The organism is Kistimonas asteriae (genome assembly GCF_018263925.1).
GTDB classification, from domain to species: Bacteria; Pseudomonadota; Gammaproteobacteria; order Pseudomonadales; family Endozoicomonadaceae; genus Kistimonas; species Kistimonas asteriae.
This window is the reverse complement of sequence record NZ_JAEVHF010000006.1, coordinates 229,140-246,410: the sequence shown is the minus strand read 5'-3', so window position 1 is coordinate 246,410 and position 17,271 is coordinate 229,140. Positions and strand designations below refer to the sequence as shown.

The window sequence follows — 17,271 nt, the reverse complement described above, 5'->3', positions numbered from 1 at the left end:
AAGAGCCGTCCAAGACCAGGACGTTGATAGGCTGGGTGTGTAAGCGTTGTGAGGCGTTGAGCTAACCAGTACTAATGACTCGTGCGGCTTGACCATATAACGCCAAAGCGATTTGAACGCCAACGACACAGATCGTTGAGAGTGTGTAGCACAGTAAATAATCCGTCAAAAAATGCTCCATGCATTTTTGATATTTCCGCCATCCCTGGCGGTCAGATTCCGGAGAGCATGAAACGTTAACAAACCAGTAAACGTATCATGATCTCAACCCGTTTTGTCTGGCGACCATAGAGTATTGGCCCCACCTGATCCCATCCCGAACTCAGCAGTGAAACGATACATCGCCGATGGTAGTGTGGGGTCTCCCCATGTGAGAGTAGGTCATCGCCAGGCTTTAATTGAGAAAACCCTGATCAGGTAACTGGTCAGGGTTTTTGCTTTGTGCCGTTTTTAAATACCAGCACTCTTCCTACTTCCTACTTCCTACTTCCTACTTCCTACTTCCTACTTCCTACTTCCTACTTCTTACTTCCTACTTCCTACTTCCTACTTCCTACCTTTCTAATTCTATTTAGCGGTTTAAGATCGGATGATTAAGATCTCAAGATTGCTTCAATTCACCTCTTTTCATGGTTTATCTCAATGGATCAATCAGTCTGTTACTAAACAGGTATTTTCAAGTAGGCAGAGCGGAGTAAAGATTGGCTTTGATAGCCGGAAGGGATTGAAGATTATTTGGTCGGGTTTTCTCTGTACTTTCAAGTATATAGTCAACCCTGGACGTGATCCGTAATCCATAGAACAGCGATTGAATGTTCAACATCAGATTTTCAGGTATCTGATATGTGAACGTCTCTGTCCCATGAGTACCAACTTCCTGTCGTTATGGCGAGGCATGTTTAGAGCATTATTGTCTGATGATAGTCAGCATTATTGAAAGGGTTTACCTTAAGGTTAGGGCATAAACCTTCACCAATAACTGAACGATAGGGAGGCCTTAAATGCCTCCCCATGATTGGATTACCTGAATGCGGGTGAATAGAAAGCAGGCTGATTTACTCGTGCCTGGATAACAAACCTGAATTGTCGTTTTTTACCCTCGAAAATCGGGTTATACCAGTAAGCGGCATATTCAGCGTGTTGCCCTTCATCTTCCAACATTTGAATACCAATATCGTAGCCGTTGTCATCGACGGGAATGTTATTCACAACCAGTGGCATCCATTTTTCACCATCATAGCTGGTTTCAATGCTGATCAATGGTTTATGCAAACTGATCAGTCCGGGTCCTACATCCTGCCACTTGAATGCCCAATACCCTTCTTCGTTAGCATAAGCATGCTGGTATTCCGGTGCCGCCAGCACTGCGCGAAGTTCCTTTTGGGGGGCTACTGCATCAGGCATAAACTGACGGGTTTTCAGAGTGTATTCTTGTGAGCTTGGAAGATCTCGGATGTTATCAGAGCTTTGAAGGAGGCTATCAACCAGCTCAACGGTATGCCCGGTGATAACCGGCTGGGTATATTTACCATAGATAGTATGACCGCCTTCATAGAACTGGATAGCGTATTCTTCCGGGGTTGTCATATAACCGGTGTAGCCATTTGCGAGACTGGATACCATCACATGACGAATTGACTGCCCATGCTTTTCGAAGGTTTCTCGAATCCGGTTTTCAATCCGTCGTCCTGATTCCGATGTGATTTCGTAAGGCAGTGGAATGATTGCCATGTCTCCAATCTGGAATGCCTGGAATAGTACGGTTCTCGGGAAGCTATCCTTAGGTTCTAGAATGCTTTGTAGCGAGTCAAAACCGAGAATACGACGTTCGCCGTTGCAGTTGTCAGTAAAGAATGTACGACGTGAGCCTTGTTTGAAGAAAGGCAGATAACCAATCACCGGTGATGTATGTTCAAACGGAGCGGCTGCCAGTGTGTTTCCTGCCGCAGCTTCATCACAGATGCTGTAATTTCCGTAGGTATTGTGATTCCTTATATCCAGTTCCCGGGTTGCAGTCCGCAGGGAAACGGTATCGCTCAAATCGGTGTCGAGCGACTGGAATAAATCCCACGCGTGAGCAGCAATTCCCTGACCAACCCGGCGGGACTCGATTTGTCCCAGCATCTCCAGACGGGAGGCGGGCGCCATATCGCCATGCGTCCCTTCAAAGGCGCCGAAGACGACGGGCTGCTGAGTGGAATATGCTTGTTCAATGTTCCACTTCACATCATTCTGAATATAAGCCCAGATATCCGCATTGAAGAACGTATCACGCTCAGGTATGCCAGTGCCGTGTATTGAGAAGCTGGCAAATGCACCGGCAGGTTTATAGGAACCATCTTCATGTTCGGTGTCGATGCGTACCATGTAAAGGGCAGGGTTAATCGCGTGGAAGGTATCACTGGCGGTGTCGGTCAGGCCCTCTGTCGTTGTGTTGTTCAGGTGGGGCTGAAGGGAGCGGTTTCTGGTCCATCCCCATACATCGGTACGTCCTGTAGCGATTTTAGCGGGCTTCTGTGATTGGTAGGCACTGATGACGGCGCTAGAGAGTTGCTCGACAAGGAAATCAAAATAGACTGGATCAAAACCATCCTTATGTGAGGCATGTTTGTTATAGAAGGCACTGCCCAGATACTGTCCCGGACCGGAATGGGTATGTGTGGCAGTAATGGCGAGGTTTCCGGCATCAATATCCGTTTCTCTGGCGACAACTTCTGCGACTTTACCCTGAAGTATCCGTGAGCCTGCCAGCAAATCTGTCTGAATGATGGCCAGTGAATTACCCTCTGCATCCTTCAGATAAAAGGCACGTGCCGCCAGCCGGTTACGGAAACCTTCACCAATGGTTGACCACATGGAGTACCCCGCCCTGGGGAGTCCGGGAGGCGGTGTGATATCAGCCTGTGCGACCCCAGCCGTTAACTGGCCAGTGGCAGCTTGTTGTTTGGATTTGGCATAGTCTACGCGGTAGGTTTCAGTATTGGCGCAGCCCGTCAGCAGTAGAGAAACAAAAAGAATACCGGGCAGATACAAGCGCTGTCGTATGAATCCTGTCATGGAAATTCCAGTCTTATTATTGTTGTACTTTAGTTCTACTTTATAGCAGTGGCGGATGTGAGCCAATAACACTATCGCCATGATGAAAGGGCATATTTGTCAGTGTTGCTGGTGTTGCAGAATGAGAGAGACGATAGGCGGGGGAGATGCCCTGTTCATGTCGTCGAAACGAACATGGATTCCATGGGCAACGGATAATGTCATCATTTAGGCCAGTTGGCAGAGAGGGATCTGTCCGGGTTGTGCCGCACGCGGACCCAGCCAGCGATAGATTTCAGTCTGTTCCGGAGGACAGGAGGCACAACCTTTGTTGCAGCCCAGTGTCTCTTTGCAGACCCGGCCTTTTCTTACCCAGTGAGCCAGCATACCCCGGAGCGCGTCCGGGCTGCTTTTGAAGTGCTTGGCCAGATCGGCCAAGCTGACCTGGCCCTGTTCGGCCAGGTAGTTTTTCAGAGGTATCAACATTATGAGCTACAGCAACTCTTACCAGAGGTGGCTGTTACCGGCACTTTGTTGTCCATTTCGATACTGCCGAACCGGCGCAGTCCCAGGATGACTGCGATGAACACTGCCAGCATACCGGCGATCCAGCTGGTCGCGCTGACAGGATTCTGGGTCCAGATTGACGCCTGGTAGTACAACGTGGCCGCGAGGTAGCCCATGAAGAATGTCCATGAACCGATAAACACGGTCCAGCGCATGCTGGTTTCCCGGTAGATCGCGCCGAGTGCGGCGACACAGGGGGTATACAGGAGAATCAGCAGCAGGTAGGCAATAGCGGCTGCCTTGGTGGCAAACAGTTGTTGCATAACACTCAGGTTGGTAGCAGCCATACCTTGTTCTTCGGCCACGGCACCGCTATCAGAGATGACGCCAATCTCGATACCCAGGGGATCAGACAGGCTGTCGCCAATGGCGACCAGGTTCTCAGGGATGGTCGCCAGGGCCTCTTTAACGCCGCCCAGGAGACTATATTCATCACCCGCATCTGTAGATGAAACACCCGCCAACTGGCTGTACATGGCGTCCAGGGTGCCAACAACGGCTTCTTTTGCAAAGATGCCTGTGAAGATGCCTACAGCCGCAGGCCAGTTCTCTTCAGTCATACCCATGGGTGAGAACACGGGCGTAATCGTACGACCGACTTCGCTCAGTACCGACTTATCCGTGTTTTCATTTCCGAAGGTGCCATCAGTACCCATGGAGTTCAGAACACCCAGTACGGTGACAACGAGAACGATGATTTTACCCGCGCCCAGAATGAAGACTTTCAGACGATCCCAGGTGCGCAGCAGTACCTGCCTGACCAGAGGGCGATGATAGTCCGGCAGTTCCATGATGAACGGGCTGGTTTCACCGGGAAGCAGAGTGCGCTTCATGATGACAGCGGTCATAACGGCCACGGCAATACCGATCAGATAAAGCGCAAATACCACATTCTGACCATTATAGGGGAAGAACGCGGCAGCAAAGAGGACATAGACCGGCAGTCGTGCACCACAGGACATGAACGGCGCCATCATGATTGACAGCATCCGGTCCCGGGGATTCTCCATGGTACGCGCGCCCATGATGGAGGGTACGTTACAGCCGAAGCCAACCAGCAGGGAGACAAATGACTTACCCGGCAGGCCAATGGCATTCATGGCACGGTCGATAACGAATGCCGCCCGGGCCATGTAACCGGAATCCTCCAGAATGGACAGGAACAGGAACAGGCAGGCAATAACCGGAATAAAGGTGGAGACAGTCTGAATACCGGCGCCAACACCATCGGCCAGCAGCGTGATCAGAAACTCCGGGGCACCCATGTTGGTCAGTACATAACGGCCGCCATCAACTAACACGGTACCGGTGAAGATATCAAAGAAGTCAATAAAGGCACTGCCCACCTGGATGGTGAACAGGAACATGAGGTACATCACGCCCAGGAAGATGGGCAGTCCCAGCATGCGGTTCAGAACGATGGCATCAATTTTCGCGCTGATGGTTTTGGACAGGCTGCCACGACGCTCAAGCACCTGTGTGGTGATGTTACTGATGAACCGATAACGGGCATCCGCGATCAGGATGTCGGCATCTTCACCGCAGGTTTCTTCCAGCGCAGTGCGACGGCAGTTGACCGCACACAGCATATCGCTGTCGAGCCACTGCTCCAGGTCGCTGTCGCCTTCCAGCAGTTTCAGGGTCAACCAGTCGGACTCAACACGGTTTTGTGCGGCCACCGGTGCCAGTTGCTCTGCCAGCTGATTAATCGCCCGATGTAGGTCTTCCGACGGCACGGTGTTGTGTTGCACAGTCGCAGCGGGGTTTTTAACCGTCCGGTTGATGACTTCCTGAAGTTCTTCGATCCCTTTGCTGCGGCTGGCAACGACGGGTACGACCGGACAACCGAGCAGGCGTTCCAGCTGTTCGACATCCAGCTCCATGCCCTTGTCTTTCAGCATGTCCATCATATTGAGGACAACCACGACCGGCTGCTTCATTTCCAGCAGCTGGGTGGTGAGGTAAAGGTTACGCTCGAAGTTGGAGGCATCGACGATGTTGATAATCAGGTCAGCATGGCTGGCGAGCACGTAATCGCGGGCAATGCGTTCGTCGAGGGAGACATCTTCGCTGATGACATCCAGAGAATAGGTACCGGGCAGATCCACCAGGGTAATGTGCTTGCCGTGGAACTGGTATTCACCGGTTTTCTTTTCCACAGTCACGCCAGGCCAGTTGCCCACCCGCTGGCGGGCGCCGGTCATGGCGTTGAAGAGGCTGGTTTTTCCCGCGTTCGGGTTGCCGACGACGGCGACGGTAAAGGAGTCAGACATATTATTGGGATACCTCGACAATACGTGCTTCTTCACGACGCAGGCTCAACTGGAAGCCGCGCAGCTCCAGCTCAATGGGGTCGCCCAGCGGGGCAACACGGCAAACCTTGAACGTGGTTCCGGGTGTCATGCCCATGGTGAGTAGTTTGCGCCGGTAGGTACGATGGTTGGAGGCAAAACCGGTGATGGTTCCGCTGTCTCCGACGGTCAGGTCGCCCAGTGTCAATGCCATAAAATGGTGATCCTCCCGCAGTGGCTGACCCCTTCAGGGATCAGAACGAATTGCGAATGTAGTAACAATTAAGAATCATTATCAATTTTTAGTAAAAAAATAGCATTGATCGTAATCAATATCGGATAATTGGTGGTGTTTTGATCAATGAATTGCTGTTTTGCACATCTAATCCCATTTATGTCAGTTTTGGCATAGGTGGATGCCGATGTATGACAAGGTATTGTGTTATGGCTGGTGATGCTGTCACGAGGGCAAATGGTGGAAAATTATTCCTTAACTTTGCACTTATCCATATGTTTCTTGGGGTCGCCGCAGTCAGTATGTTAGCAGGCCTGTCATTTTGTTGATCAGATGAACTTTACATTTCTATTCGCGACTAAGGTTCCAAACTTTGGGAGTGATTAGAAGGCAAAGATGGAGAATTCAACTATATCGGGAGATCGCCTGCAGCCTGGGTCGCAGCCGAAAGAATGGGCAGCTAACGCTGGCTCCGGAGCAGTAGGAGCTGTTACACGTAGTCTTGAAAGCCAGATGACGTTACACACGGCACCTCTTGAGGAAGCTGGGAGCCTTTTTGCGGCTGCGTTCCGGCAAGGGGCGTGGAAACATATATCGGATTTTAAGATCTCAGAATATGAAAAGACACAGCGACAGGACTATTCACTTAAAAAGTGTGCGGATTTATTGGATAAACATGACATTATTCAAAACCCTGATATTAGTGAGATCGGATGCACTTATGAACTAGAGGGCGATGTCTATTGGGTAAAAACAATTGGTAAAGGTGCTTTTTCCAGGGTTTTGTCAATTGAACCACCGGTAACGGGTTCAACGGCTACTGGATGGCAGTATGCCTTCATGCCAATTGCTATAAAGTCTGCTTGTAACAAGGGAAGGAGTGATATCTTTGATGAGGAGGCTGATAGAACGCTTCGCAATGAAATTAAAGTACTCTCAGGAATTCCACGACATGAAACCATTCTGAATTTTTTTGGATCATTTAATTATCAGCGTACTGAGGAAAGGGTATTTCAAGACGCTGTTCCTGTTTCTATCATGGAATATTGTCAACAAGACATGAGCGGTTATTGTAAAAAATTATCAAGTTTTTCTGAAACAGAGTTTCGAAAGCGCGTTTGGGAGGCAAGTGATGGCTTGATGTTCCTGCAGGAAAAGAGAATTCTTCATCGTGATCTTAAACCGGAAAATTTGTTTTATGGGTACGATGGTATATGTAAATGGGGAGATCTTGGTTTTTCTGTAGTTCTGACGCAGGATGAGTTTTTCGATACGAAATATGTTGGGACTTATGACTATTCGTCGCCTGAATTGATTATGCCAGTATCTGAATTCTGGCGATATTCAGTGTATTCCGATGTGTGGGCATTTGGAGCAACCCTGATGCATTTGCTAAATTGTGAGGTCTCTTTTTATGATCTTCGGGATGTTGGGTGCCTTGGGGAAGACGCAGCGGTTAAGAGAAAAATAGTATATAGAAAGTTGTTAGAGGCTTTTGCAACAAAAGAGAATAAAGTTTCTGAGATGTCCCCCTATACTCTGGGAGATATTCAGGATGATTTAATTGCTATATGGGGAGTTGATTATGAGAATGCTTTTATCCAAGGTTTGGATAATGAGAAAAGCTTGGATAAACACCGTGAATATTATTTTAATCTTCGCAAGAAAGGGGATAACTCCTTTGCCTTATGCAATGTCTTAGCTCAAAGAGAAATTGCAATACTAGCCATCATGTGTATGCAATATGAACCAAGATCAAGGCTTACCCCGATATATATTAAAAATAACCAAGATGAGTGGTTAAAGCAGAGACCTCGCGCTGTACATGGGGCATCGGCATCGGCAGCGATGGCAACACCCTAGTCTGTTATTTTTCTATTCAGTTATTTGAGTAGCAATGTGAATCTTTTTGTGAAATGAAGGTTGTGAATCATGTGTTAAGGCAATGCTTATCAATAGGTAATGGTTTACAAGGCTCGCAACCTATTCCAATTGATATCCTTTGTAGGATATCTCTCACGCCCCAAAAGGAGGTTGTCGGCTATTGTCAAATTTCCGGCAGGGTTACATTAACCCTGCAAGGACAGCAAACGCACAGGGCAGTGTGACGCACGGAAGCGTACAAACAATGATCGTCAGAACCCCGTTTTCGGGGTTTTGTCGTTTATAGAGAGTGTGTTTTCGTCCTGCCCATCAGCCTATACTCTTTCCAGATCGCTGTAGCTTCTTCCCGGTTCTTTGGTTGTAAAAGCCATGACACATGCGCATATTGACAGTCGCAATCGTCTGATCATTGCCTTCCTGCTTACCGCTGGCTTTATGTTTGTGGAGGTGGCTGGAGGCCTGATATCGGGATCGCTGGCGCTGCTGGCAGATGCCGGACACATGTTGACGGATGCCGCGTCACTCTTTCTGGCACTGATTGCACTGCGCTACAGCGAACGTAAGCCTGATGCGCGGCGAACCTTTGGTTACCACAGAACGACGACACTGGCAGCATTTCTCAATGCACTGTCCTTATTTGTGATTGTGGCATTCATTGTTGTTGAAGCCTGTAAACGTCTCTGGCATCCGGCACCGGTACTGAGTGGCACGATGCTTGTGGTTGCGACCATTGGGCTGGTGGTGAATATCGTCGCTTTCGTCATACTGCATGGTGGGGATCGCCATAATCTCAATATGCGGGGGGCTGCTTTGCATGTTATGGGGGATCTGCTGGGTTCCCTGGCAGCGATTATTGCGGCATTGGTGATCATGCTAACCGGGTGGACACCCATTGATCCGATCCTCTCAGTCGTGGTATCCGGCCTGATACTACGTAGCGCCTGGGTATTGCTGCGTCAGGCGGCGCATATTCTGATGGAAGGCGCGCCTGAACATCTGGTTGCTGAAGAAGTACGTCTGGCAATTATTGAACGGGTGCCGGAAGCGCTGGATGTCCATCATGTGCATATCTGGGCATTGTCGCCAGAACGGATCCTGATGACCCTGCATGTTAAAACTACAGAACTGGCCAGTAACTGCAAAACACTGAAGTCGATTAATGATGTGCTTCGTGAACGGTTCGGTGTAGATCATGCCACCATTCAGCTGGAACAGGATTACTGCACGGACTCAGAGCCCCCCCTGGAAAACGGAAATGAACCTGCACATGATCATGGTCATTAAATTTTTGGAAAGATCAAAATTTGTACCAATAAATAATTGACCCATGACGTCTGATGAGGACAATGTGCGCCCTGCAATAATTGATTGTCTTTTTCGTGTTTTTTCTTGTTCATGACTGTCTTTGACAGTGAATGAGTAAAGGGGGTGGCCACACGCAGTGGCTTGTTGTCCAACGGGAGTTAGCAGGAAGCAGAAGGATTATAAATGACCTTCTTCAAACATATTCTGGCGCCAATTGTCTTCGCCTTCAGCCTGAGTGGCGGTGTAGCAGCAGAGAACGTTGTGCATGTGTACAACTGGAGCGACTACATCGCCAAAGATACGATTGCCAATTTTGAAAAAGAAACCGGTATCAAAGTCGTCTATGACGTGTTTGACAGCAATGAAGTGCTTGAAGCCAAGCTGCTGTCCGGCCGTAGTGGCTATGACATCGTTGCCCCTACCAGCGAGTTTCTGGCTCGCCAGATCAAAGCCGGTGTCTTCCTGCCACTGGATAAAGCCAGTCTGCCTAACTGGAAACATCTGAACCCGGATATGCTCAATCGCCTGCAGGAGCATGATCCCAAGAATACCTATGCAATGCCTTATATGTGGGGAACCACCGGTATTGGCTATAACCCGGACAAGGTGAAACAAGTCCTGGGTGCTGATGCGCCGGTGGACAGCTGGGCTCTGGTGATGGAACCGGAGAACATGAAAAAGCTGGCACAGTGTGGCGTTGCATTCCTTGATTCGCCGACAGAAATGTTGCCCGCGGCGCTGTCCTATCTGGGGCTGGATCCGAACAGTCAGCGTTCTGCCGATTACCGCAAGGCGGAGGAGACGTTGCTGAAAGTGCGTCCCCACGTACGTTACTTCCATTCTTCCCGTTATATTTCCGATCTGGCCAATGGCGAGATTTGTGTCGCTGTTGGCTGGTCCGGGGATGTCTTTCAGGCAGCTGATCGGGCTGATGAAGCGGGCAGTGGGGTGAAGATCCGTTACTCGATCCCGAAAGAAGGGGCGGGCGTCTGGTTTGATATGCTGGCCATTCCCAGGGACGCGACTAATGCTGAAAACGCCCACCGGTTTCTTGAATACCTGATGAAGCCGAAGGTGATTGCCGCGATTTCTGACTATGTGGCGTACGCCAATCCCAATGATGCCGCGACACCGTTGCTTGATCCCGCTATCCGCAACAACCCCGGCATTTACCCGGATGCCGATACCATGGCCAATCTATACACCTTCCGGGAAGTCTCGCCGGCGTTGAACCGAACGATTACCCGAAGTTGGAACCGGATTAAATCGGGGCGGTAGTCGCCTGTCGGATGTCCGGTCTCCCTTCGTCCCCCTGAGTCACCATAGCCAGTCTTTATAAGGCTGGCGGGGAACTTTTCCCTGTCATGGTCGTCTGTAGAGAGATGAATCCGGCCATCCGGTGAGCATTTGCAGCATGTCTGGCAGATGCTCATGGACTACATTTGAAACATTTCCTGTTACACAGTTTTTTCGGTTGGCGCATTTAGGGCGTCCGCCGAGTGGAGACGTATTTTCATGGCAGTAGCGTCCACCTTTTACAAGAAGAAATTAAGCGCCCGGGAGAAAAAAGAGGTGCTGTTGCGCATCGACCGGGTCAGCAAGCATTTTGATGAGACGGTGGCGGTGGATGATGTCAGCCTGACGATCCACAAGGGCGAGATCTTTGCCCTGCTGGGTGGTTCAGGCTCTGGCAAGTCTACACTGTTGCGTATTCTGGCAGGTTTCGAAAAACCTACCGATGGTCGTATTTTCCTGGATGGTCAGGATATTACCGACCTGCCGCCGTATGAGCGCCCCATCAACATGATGTTTCAGTCGTATGCGCTGTTTCCCCATATGACGGTGGAGCAGAACGTGGCGTTTGGCCTGAAACAGGATCGGCTGCCCAAGGCAGAAATTGCTGACCGTGTGGCAGAACTCCTGAAAATGGTGCGGATGGGCAAGTATGCGCGCCGTAAGCCCCATCAGTTGTCCGGTGGACAGCGTCAGCGGGTTGCCATGGCTCGAAGCCTGGCCAAGCGGCCCAAGCTGTTGTTGCTGGATGAGCCCATGGGTGCGCTCGACAAACAACTGCGTACCCAGATGCAGCTGGAAGTGGTAGAGATTCTGGAAACAGTGGGCGTCACCTGCCTGATGGTCACCCACGATCAGGAAGAAGCCATGACCATGGCTGATCGAATCGGCATCATGGATTCCGGCTGGATCGTACAGACCGGTACGCCGATGGATATCTATGAAACCCCCAACTGTCGTATGACAGCGGAGTTTATTGGTTCCATCAATATTTTTGCCGGTGAGATTGCCTCCGATGCAGCGGACCACGTCATTATCGACAGCAAAGATCTGCCGGTGCCGGTGCGTATCGGTCATGGTATTACGACTGCGTTGGAAGAGCGAAAAGTCTGGGTTGCTGTTCGCCCTGAAAAAGTTTTCGTGGATGTGGATAAGCCTGAAGAGGAGCATAACTGGGCGAAAGGGGTGGTGGTCGATATTGCTTACCTTGGCGCACATTCCGTGTATTACGTGGAACTGCCCTCCGGTAAGGTCATTCAGTGCAACATGGCCAACGTGGAGCGTACTGCGGATAACCCGACCTGGGATGATGAAGTGTATGTTTTCTGGGATTCCACCAACTGTGTGGTACTGAACTCATGAAGTGGTTAACAAACTGGCATGAAACCCGGAGCAGTTTCGGCCGGGGGCTGGTGATTGGAACCCCATACCTGTGGCTGGTGCTGTTTTTCCTGGTACCGTTTGCCATTGTTCTGAAAATCAGTTTCGCGTATTCCGAGATTGCTATCCCGCCGTATTCGGCGATTTTCGAGTATGCTGATGAAGCGCTGACCATCGTCCTCAACCTTGGGAACTACCTGTTCCTGGCGGATGATGAGTTGTACTTTGCCGCCTATCTTGGCTCGGTGAAGATCGCCTTTATATCGGCGTGTCTCTGTCTGTTGCTGGGCTATCCCATGGCCTATGCCATGTCCCGCACATCCAGGCGACGTCAGACGCTGTTGGTATTGCTGGTACTGTTGCCATCGTGGACTTCGTTCCTGATCCGGATCTATGCCTGGATGGGCATTTTGAAAAACAACGGCTTATTGAACAACTTCCTGATGTGGCTGGGCGTGATTGATCATCCTCTGATTATCATGAACACCAATCTGGCGGTCTATATTGGCATTGTGTATGCCTACTTGCCGTTTATGGTGTTGCCGCTGTATGCGAACCTGGTGAAGCTGGATAATTCACTGTTGGAAGCCGCACAGGATCTGGGCGCGCGCCCCTGGGAGTCGTTTTTTCGGGTAACACTGCCGCTGTCTCGCAGTGGGATTATTGCGGGCTTCATGCTGGTGTTTATCCCGGCGGTAGGCGAAGTTGTGATTCCGCAGCTGTTGGGCGGACCGGAAACGTTGATGATCGGTAAGGTGCTCTGGCAGGAGTTCTTTAATAACCGTGACTGGCCGGTGGCCTCGGCCCTGGCGATGGTGATGCTGCTGATTCTGTTGCTACCCATCGCACTGTTTAACCACTTTCAGGCCCGTGAGCTGGAGGGCGAACGATGAAACGGAGTTTGTCATTCACCAACCTGATGCTGGTGGTCGGGCTGGTTTTTCTCTATGTGCCGATGCTGATCCTGGTGATCTACTCATTCAATGAGTCGCGTTTGGTGACCGTCTGGGCGGGTTTTTCCGGCAAGTGGTACCTGGAACTGTTCCGGGATGATCAGTTGATGGCCGCAGTCTGGACCAGCTTGCAGATCGCATTCTGGACATCCTCCATGGCGGTGGTGCTGGGGACAATGTCTGCCTATATCATGACGCGTTTTTCCCGTTTTCGTGGGAAAACACTGTTTAACAGTTTGATTACTGCACCGCTGGTGATGCCGGATGTCATTATTGGTCTGTCGTTGCTGCTGTTGTTTGTGTTTATGGCGCAAACCATTGGTTGGCCGCGGGATCGAGGCATGCTGACCATCTGGATTGCCCATGTGACCTTCTGTACGGCGTATGTGACGGTTGTCGTTTCATCGCGGTTGCGGGAAGTGGATGTTTCCATTGAAGAGGCGGCCATGGATCTTGGCGCCACACCGTTGAAAACATTTTTCCTGATTACGATCCCGACGATTGCTCCGGCGTTGGCTGCAGGTTGGTTGTTGTCGTTTACTTTGTCTCTGGATGATCTGGTGATTGCAAGCTTTGTGTCTGGTCCAGGTTCAACCACGTTACCGATGGTGGTCTTTTCATCCGTACGACTGGGGGTAACACCGAAGATCAATGCACTGGCGACGCTGATTATCCTGGTAGTGTCGTTGGCCGCATTCATTGCCTGGTGGCTGGCGAGACGGGCTGATCTCCAGCAGCGGGAAGCGGAAGCACTGAAAGGTATGGATGATCTATAAACGACAGTGACTATCTTTTTCGTCAGGCAGGCTCCCCTGCCTGGCGTTATAGACTATTTGTCCTTCATCCCTGAATTGCCGGAAAACCTGGATGGCATCCTCAGTAAGGATATTGTCGATCACTTCTATCCCCCGTTTTTCCAGTTCACTTTTCCAGTCCGGGTGGATTGGCCCTTCATCAAATCCAGTAATTTGTTCGAGTTCGGGACCACTGCCTGCAACGGCCAAGGATCGAATACCGGACCATAAGGCTGCGCCATAACACATCACACACGGGCGCCAGTTCACAACCAGCTGGTAAGCGGGCAAGCCTGCGCTGCCCAGATCCCATTGTCCGAGGATCTTTTGTGCTAGCGATAATGCCATGACTTCGGCATGAGCAGAGGAGCAGTTACTGTCCATTACCCGGTTGACGCCGATGATTACTCGTCGTCCAGAGTCCTTCTCAAAGACTCCGGCGGCAAAGGGCCCCCCCGTCTTATGTTCAATATTCAGTCGCGAAAAACGAATAACGGCGGCCATCCGTTCTTCCAGTGAAGGCAGACACTCAGGCAGCAGGTTGTGTTCTCTTTCTGCCCATGCCGGTAATGCGAGTGAGAATGTCTGAGACGTCATAGGTCGTATTCAGCTCACCTTATTAAGGTTGAAAAGTCGACTTAACAAGCGTTGCAGTAGTGGTTGTGGTAGCCACTGTCTGATGAATGGCATAACGAAACTGCCGCGACCGATTCTGATGATAGCTGGCTTTTTTTTACGCAGTAGAATAGATACCAGTTTTTCAGAAAACGCTTCAGCCGTGGTTGGCCGCTCCTGCGAGGCGCCTGCTCGTCGGCGCAGTGTTTCTTCAATCGATTGGTACAGAGAGTTTTCTGGCAGGATGTTCTCCAGTTCCCGTGTAGCCGTTTTACCAAAACTGGATTGAATGGCACCAGGTTGCACGGTAATGACATCGATTCCGAATGGCGCCAGTTCGATTCGCAGTGCTTCTGATAGCGTATGCAGTGCCGCCTTCGAGGCGCAGTAAATACCGGAGAATGGTGAGGTGAGTATTCCGGATACACTGCCAATATTGATGAGTGTACCGCTGCCCTGCTTCCGCATGGAGGGGATAACTCTCTGAATCAGATAGACAGGGGCGAAGGTATTGGTTGTGAATTGTCGTTCGATTTCGGCTATCGGAGTTTCTGCGATAGCTCCCATGGCGCCATAACCGGCGTTATTGATCAGCATATCAATCCTGCCGTCAGTGGCCAGTATGTTGTCGACTAATGCATCGACCTGTTGTGAATCTGTGACATCAAGTACGGCTGTTTTAATCCCCGATTGTTTAAGGTCTGCAATGGATTCCGGGTTGCGTGCTGTCGCCCATACGTTGAATCCATGTCGGCACAGACTGATAGACAGCGCTCGACCGATACCTGTGGAACAACCGGTAATCAATACAGTTTTCATTGTTGTTGTATCGCTGGTTCAGGGGGATAGGCATTTTATCCCCCTTGATGACAGACGACCAGTGACCTGGAGTGTCAGAGGCTGATGAATTCAGAGGTGGCAGGTTGTTCTGTTGTTACAGGAGTATCGATATAGTTGACGTTAACCCGCTTCATGTTACAGAGCAATTCGTAGGGAATGGTGCCTGCATGTTGGGCCACTTCGGCTGCGGGTAGGCCTGAGCCCCATAGCGTTACTTTGTCGCCTATATTGACGTCTGGCAGATCGGTCAGGTCAACCGTCATCATATCCATGGAAATCTTGCCCATGATGCGGGCACGTTTTCCGTTGATGACAACCGGGGCACCGCTGGGGGTATGTCGAGGGTAACCATCTGCATAGCCAATGGCTACCACGCCGGCACGAGTGGGGCGATTGGTTATGAATGTGGCGCTGTAACCTACGGGAACGCCTGCGGGAAGATCGCGGATGGCAATGATGCTGGAGGAGAGTTCCATGACCGGTTTCAGTTGCCCGGCGTTCGGATGATTGACATCAAAGGGTGACGCACCATAAAGCATCAGGCCAGGACGAATCCAGTGGCCATGCGCCTCTGGCCAGCCGAGTACACCGGGGGAGTTACACAGGCTGGTCTCACCCTCCAGTCCTGCCGTGATTCGCCGGAACGTAGAAAGTTGTCGACGGGTGTAGTCACTGTCCAGATCATCGGCGCAGGAAAAATGGGTCATGAAGACAATATCCCGAACCTTGCCGCTTTGGGTCAGTGCCTGGTAGGCCTGTGGGAAATCCTGTGGCAGAAAGCCAATGCGATGCATGCCGGAATCCAGTTTCAGCCAGATATTCAGCGGTTGTTTGACAGGATACGCCAGCAGCATGTCGATTTGATCCTGCTGTTGGATAACCGTCGTCAGTTGGTACGCTTCAATCAGCGGTAACTCATCCGCGGAGTAGAATCCTTCGAGCAGCAGGATAGGCGACTGTATGCCGTTATGTCGCAGTTCAAGGGCTTCCTCAATACAGGCAACGGCGAGGCAGTCTATTTGCTCTGATTCCAGTACCCGGGCGATCGTCAGGGCACCATGTCCGTAAGCGTTGGCTTTGATGACGCCAACCACTTTGCTGCCGCTGAGTTGGCGGGCAAACGCAAGGTTATCTCTCAGTGCCTGGAGGTTGATGGTGGCCTGGGCTGGACGGCTCATCGAAAAGCAGGGCTCCGTTCCATAGTGGCTGCGTACAGCATGAATACGTTGACGACAGCAGGGAATAACTGATCTATCGGGCGGACAGGGCATAAAATCATGGCCTGAGTCATTGTTTTACCATGATATTCACCGGAAATGGAATCACTTCTCTGCAGACGTGATAGTATTCACCCTACGATAGGCTCGCTGTTCCGACGGATGATGGGAGAGCTTCGCAAGTTGGAATCCCTGTGTCGTGGACAGATCCGTACAGAGCCTAGTATCTCCTGCAGGTTCGGTGTCATTGTTCAGTTAACGTATTCACACTATGCCTTATTAACCAGGGCGACGCTTTCTGTCGATGACTTCTCAGTGCTCCAGAGTATCGATTCGTATCATGAGAAACAGGAAAGAAATTACACGACAGCTAGACAGGATTGACCGGAATATCTTGAGGGTTCTGCAAGAAAACGGCCGTATATCCTATGTGGACCTGGCTGACAAGGTGGGGCTTAGTACAACGCCCTGCATGGAACGTGTGAAGCGACTGGAAAGGGAAAATGTTATTCAGGGGTACAGCGCACGTCTGAATCCGAATTTTTTGGAAGCTGGACTACTGGTGTTTGTAGAGATCAGCCTGTATTCCAAGTCGGCTGATATCTTTGATGAGTTTCGGCAGGCAGTGGGCAGCCTGCCGAATGTGCAGGAGTGCCATCTGGTGTCGGGTAACTTTGACTACCTGATCAAGGCTCGGATCTCGGAGATGGCGTCATACCGCAAGCTGCTCGGTGATATCCTGCTGAAACTGCCGGGCGTCAGAGAATCAAAGAGTTATATCGTCATGGAAGAAGTGAAGGAGACTCTGAGCCTGCCGATCGAATGCTGATCCATGGCATACAGTGAAGGAGCAACGGGCGG

At 50.7% G+C, this 17,271-nt stretch carries 14 protein-coding genes and 2 rRNA genes; 9 read left to right on the top strand and 7 right to left on the bottom strand.

All coding sequences use genetic code 11. The annotated features are described in order from the left end of the window. Nucleotides 1-96 (top strand): 23S ribosomal RNA (locus KHS78_RS09395); the annotation flags it as partial. A gap of 181 nt (nt 97-277) precedes the next feature. Further along, nucleotides 278-393, top strand: a 5S ribosomal RNA gene (gene rrf, locus KHS78_RS09390). 627 nt (nt 394-1,020) lie between these two features. Here the strand turns inward: rrf and KHS78_RS09385 are convergent. The 4 genes from KHS78_RS09385 to KHS78_RS09370 form a co-directional block, all read right to left on the bottom strand. Then, entirely contained in the window at nt 1,021-3,057 is a 2,037-nt protein-coding gene (locus tag KHS78_RS09385) for a neutral/alkaline non-lysosomal ceramidase N-terminal domain-containing protein (RefSeq protein WP_211827638.1), read from the bottom strand. 207 nt (nt 3,058-3,264) lie between these two features. Then, a complete protein-coding gene (locus KHS78_RS09380; protein WP_211827636.1) occupies nt 3,265-3,522 on the bottom strand; it encodes a FeoC-like transcriptional regulator in 258 nt (85 codons plus the stop codon). Continuing rightward, nucleotides 3,522-5,876, bottom strand: coding sequence for a Fe(2+) transporter permease subunit FeoB (gene feoB / locus KHS78_RS09375; RefSeq protein ID WP_211827634.1), 2,355 nt, complete (start codon nt 5,874-5,876; stop codon nt 3,522-3,524). The genes KHS78_RS09380 and feoB overlap by 1 nt, the downstream gene beginning before the upstream one ends. Nucleotide 5,877: 1 nt before the next feature. Continuing rightward, the gene (locus tag KHS78_RS09370; RefSeq protein ID WP_211827632.1) at nt 5,878-6,108 is read right to left on the bottom strand and encodes a FeoA family protein; all 231 of its coding nucleotides are present in this window, start codon (nt 6,106-6,108) and stop codon (nt 5,878-5,880) included. 417 nt (nt 6,109-6,525) lie between these two features. Between KHS78_RS09370 and KHS78_RS09365 the strand changes: the two genes are divergently transcribed. The 6 genes from KHS78_RS09365 to KHS78_RS09340 all read left to right on the top strand — a co-directional run bounded on the left by KHS78_RS09365 (nt 6,526) and on the right by KHS78_RS09340 (nt 13,720). Continuing rightward, entirely contained in the window at nt 6,526-7,992 is a 1,467-nt protein-coding gene (locus KHS78_RS09365) for a protein kinase domain-containing protein (protein ID WP_211827624.1), read from the top strand. Nucleotides 7,993-8,382: 390 nt separating this feature from the next. After that, on the top strand, nt 8,383-9,297 hold the full coding sequence (locus KHS78_RS09360; RefSeq protein WP_211827623.1) for a cation diffusion facilitator family transporter: 915 nt from the start codon (nt 8,383-8,385) through the stop codon (nt 9,295-9,297). A 204-nt stretch (nt 9,298-9,501) separates the two neighbouring features. Next, nucleotides 9,502-10,596, top strand: coding sequence for an extracellular solute-binding protein (locus tag KHS78_RS09355; RefSeq protein ID WP_211827621.1), 1,095 nt, complete (start codon nt 9,502-9,504; stop codon nt 10,594-10,596). A 237-nt stretch (nt 10,597-10,833) separates the two neighbouring features. After that, nucleotides 10,834-11,973 (top strand): ABC transporter ATP-binding protein, encoded by a 1,140-nt coding sequence (locus KHS78_RS09350; protein ID WP_211827619.1) that lies wholly within the window; start codon nt 10,834-10,836, stop codon nt 11,971-11,973. Further along, entirely contained in the window at nt 11,970-12,884 is a 915-nt protein-coding gene (locus tag KHS78_RS09345; protein WP_211827617.1) for an ABC transporter permease subunit, read from the top strand. Before KHS78_RS09350 ends, KHS78_RS09345 begins: the two co-directional genes overlap by 4 nt. Then, on the top strand, nt 12,881-13,720 hold the full coding sequence (locus KHS78_RS09340) for an ABC transporter permease subunit (RefSeq protein WP_246506254.1): 840 nt from the start codon (nt 12,881-12,883) through the stop codon (nt 13,718-13,720). Before KHS78_RS09345 ends, KHS78_RS09340 begins: the two co-directional genes overlap by 4 nt. Here KHS78_RS09340 and KHS78_RS09335 read toward each other — a convergent pair. The 3 genes from KHS78_RS09335 to alr form a co-directional block, all read right to left on the bottom strand. After that, nucleotides 13,715-14,335: a nucleoside deaminase gene (locus KHS78_RS09335; protein ID WP_211827615.1), complete on the bottom strand. Its 621-nt coding sequence runs from the start codon at nt 14,333-14,335 to the stop codon at nt 13,715-13,717. The two genes, KHS78_RS09340 and KHS78_RS09335, sit on opposite strands and share 6 nt — an antisense overlap. 9 nt (nt 14,336-14,344) lie before the next feature. Next, nucleotides 14,345-15,172, bottom strand: coding sequence for an SDR family oxidoreductase (locus KHS78_RS09330; protein ID WP_211827613.1), 828 nt, complete (start codon nt 15,170-15,172; stop codon nt 14,345-14,347). A 74-nt stretch (nt 15,173-15,246) separates the two neighbouring features. Next, the gene (alr, locus tag KHS78_RS09325) at nt 15,247-16,371 is read right to left on the bottom strand and encodes an alanine racemase (RefSeq protein ID WP_211827610.1); all 1,125 of its coding nucleotides are present in this window, start codon (nt 16,369-16,371) and stop codon (nt 15,247-15,249) included. A 379-nt stretch (nt 16,372-16,750) separates the two neighbouring features. Here alr and lrp point away from each other — a divergent pair, with 379 nt between their 5' ends. Then, nucleotides 16,751-17,239 (top strand): leucine-responsive transcriptional regulator Lrp, encoded by a 489-nt coding sequence (gene lrp, locus KHS78_RS09320; protein WP_211827608.1) that lies wholly within the window; start codon nt 16,751-16,753, stop codon nt 17,237-17,239. Nucleotides 17,240-17,271 lie beyond the last annotated feature (32 nt).

Excerpts from the sequence above, each read along its gene's own strand:
- KHS78_RS09355 (WP_211827621.1), top strand. The coding sequence starts at position 9,502 with ATGACCTTCTTCAAACATATTCTGGCGCCAATTGTCTTCGCCTTCAGC.
- KHS78_RS09345 (WP_211827617.1), top strand. The coding sequence starts at position 11,970 with ATGAAGTGGTTAACAAACTGGCATGAAACCCGGAGCAGTTTCGGCCGG.
- KHS78_RS09365 (WP_211827624.1), top strand. The coding sequence starts at position 6,526 with ATGGAGAATTCAACTATATCGGGAGATCGCCTGCAGCCTGGGTCGCAG.
- KHS78_RS09370 (WP_211827632.1), bottom strand. The coding sequence starts at position 6,108 with ATGGCATTGACACTGGGCGACCTGACCGTCGGAGACAGCGGAACCATC.
- feoB (WP_211827634.1), bottom strand. The coding sequence starts at position 5,876 with ATGTCTGACTCCTTTACCGTCGCCGTCGTCGGCAACCCGAACGCGGGA.
- KHS78_RS09360 (WP_211827623.1), top strand. The coding sequence starts at position 8,383 with ATGACACATGCGCATATTGACAGTCGCAATCGTCTGATCATTGCCTTC.
- lrp (WP_211827608.1), top strand. The coding sequence starts at position 16,751 with ATGAGAAACAGGAAAGAAATTACACGACAGCTAGACAGGATTGACCGG.
- KHS78_RS09335 (WP_211827615.1), bottom strand. The coding sequence starts at position 14,335 with ATGACGTCTCAGACATTCTCACTCGCATTACCGGCATGGGCAGAAAGA.
- KHS78_RS09350 (WP_211827619.1), top strand. The coding sequence starts at position 10,834 with ATGGCAGTAGCGTCCACCTTTTACAAGAAGAAATTAAGCGCCCGGGAG.
- KHS78_RS09340 (WP_246506254.1), top strand. The coding sequence starts at position 12,881 with ATGAAACGGAGTTTGTCATTCACCAACCTGATGCTGGTGGTCGGGCTG.
- KHS78_RS09380 (WP_211827636.1), bottom strand. The coding sequence starts at position 3,522 with ATGTTGATACCTCTGAAAAACTACCTGGCCGAACAGGGCCAGGTCAGC.
- alr (WP_211827610.1), bottom strand. The coding sequence starts at position 16,371 with ATGAGCCGTCCAGCCCAGGCCACCATCAACCTCCAGGCACTGAGAGAT.
- KHS78_RS09330 (WP_211827613.1), bottom strand. The coding sequence starts at position 15,172 with ATGAAAACTGTATTGATTACCGGTTGTTCCACAGGTATCGGTCGAGCG.
- KHS78_RS09385 (WP_211827638.1), bottom strand. The coding sequence starts at position 3,057 with ATGACAGGATTCATACGACAGCGCTTGTATCTGCCCGGTATTCTTTTT.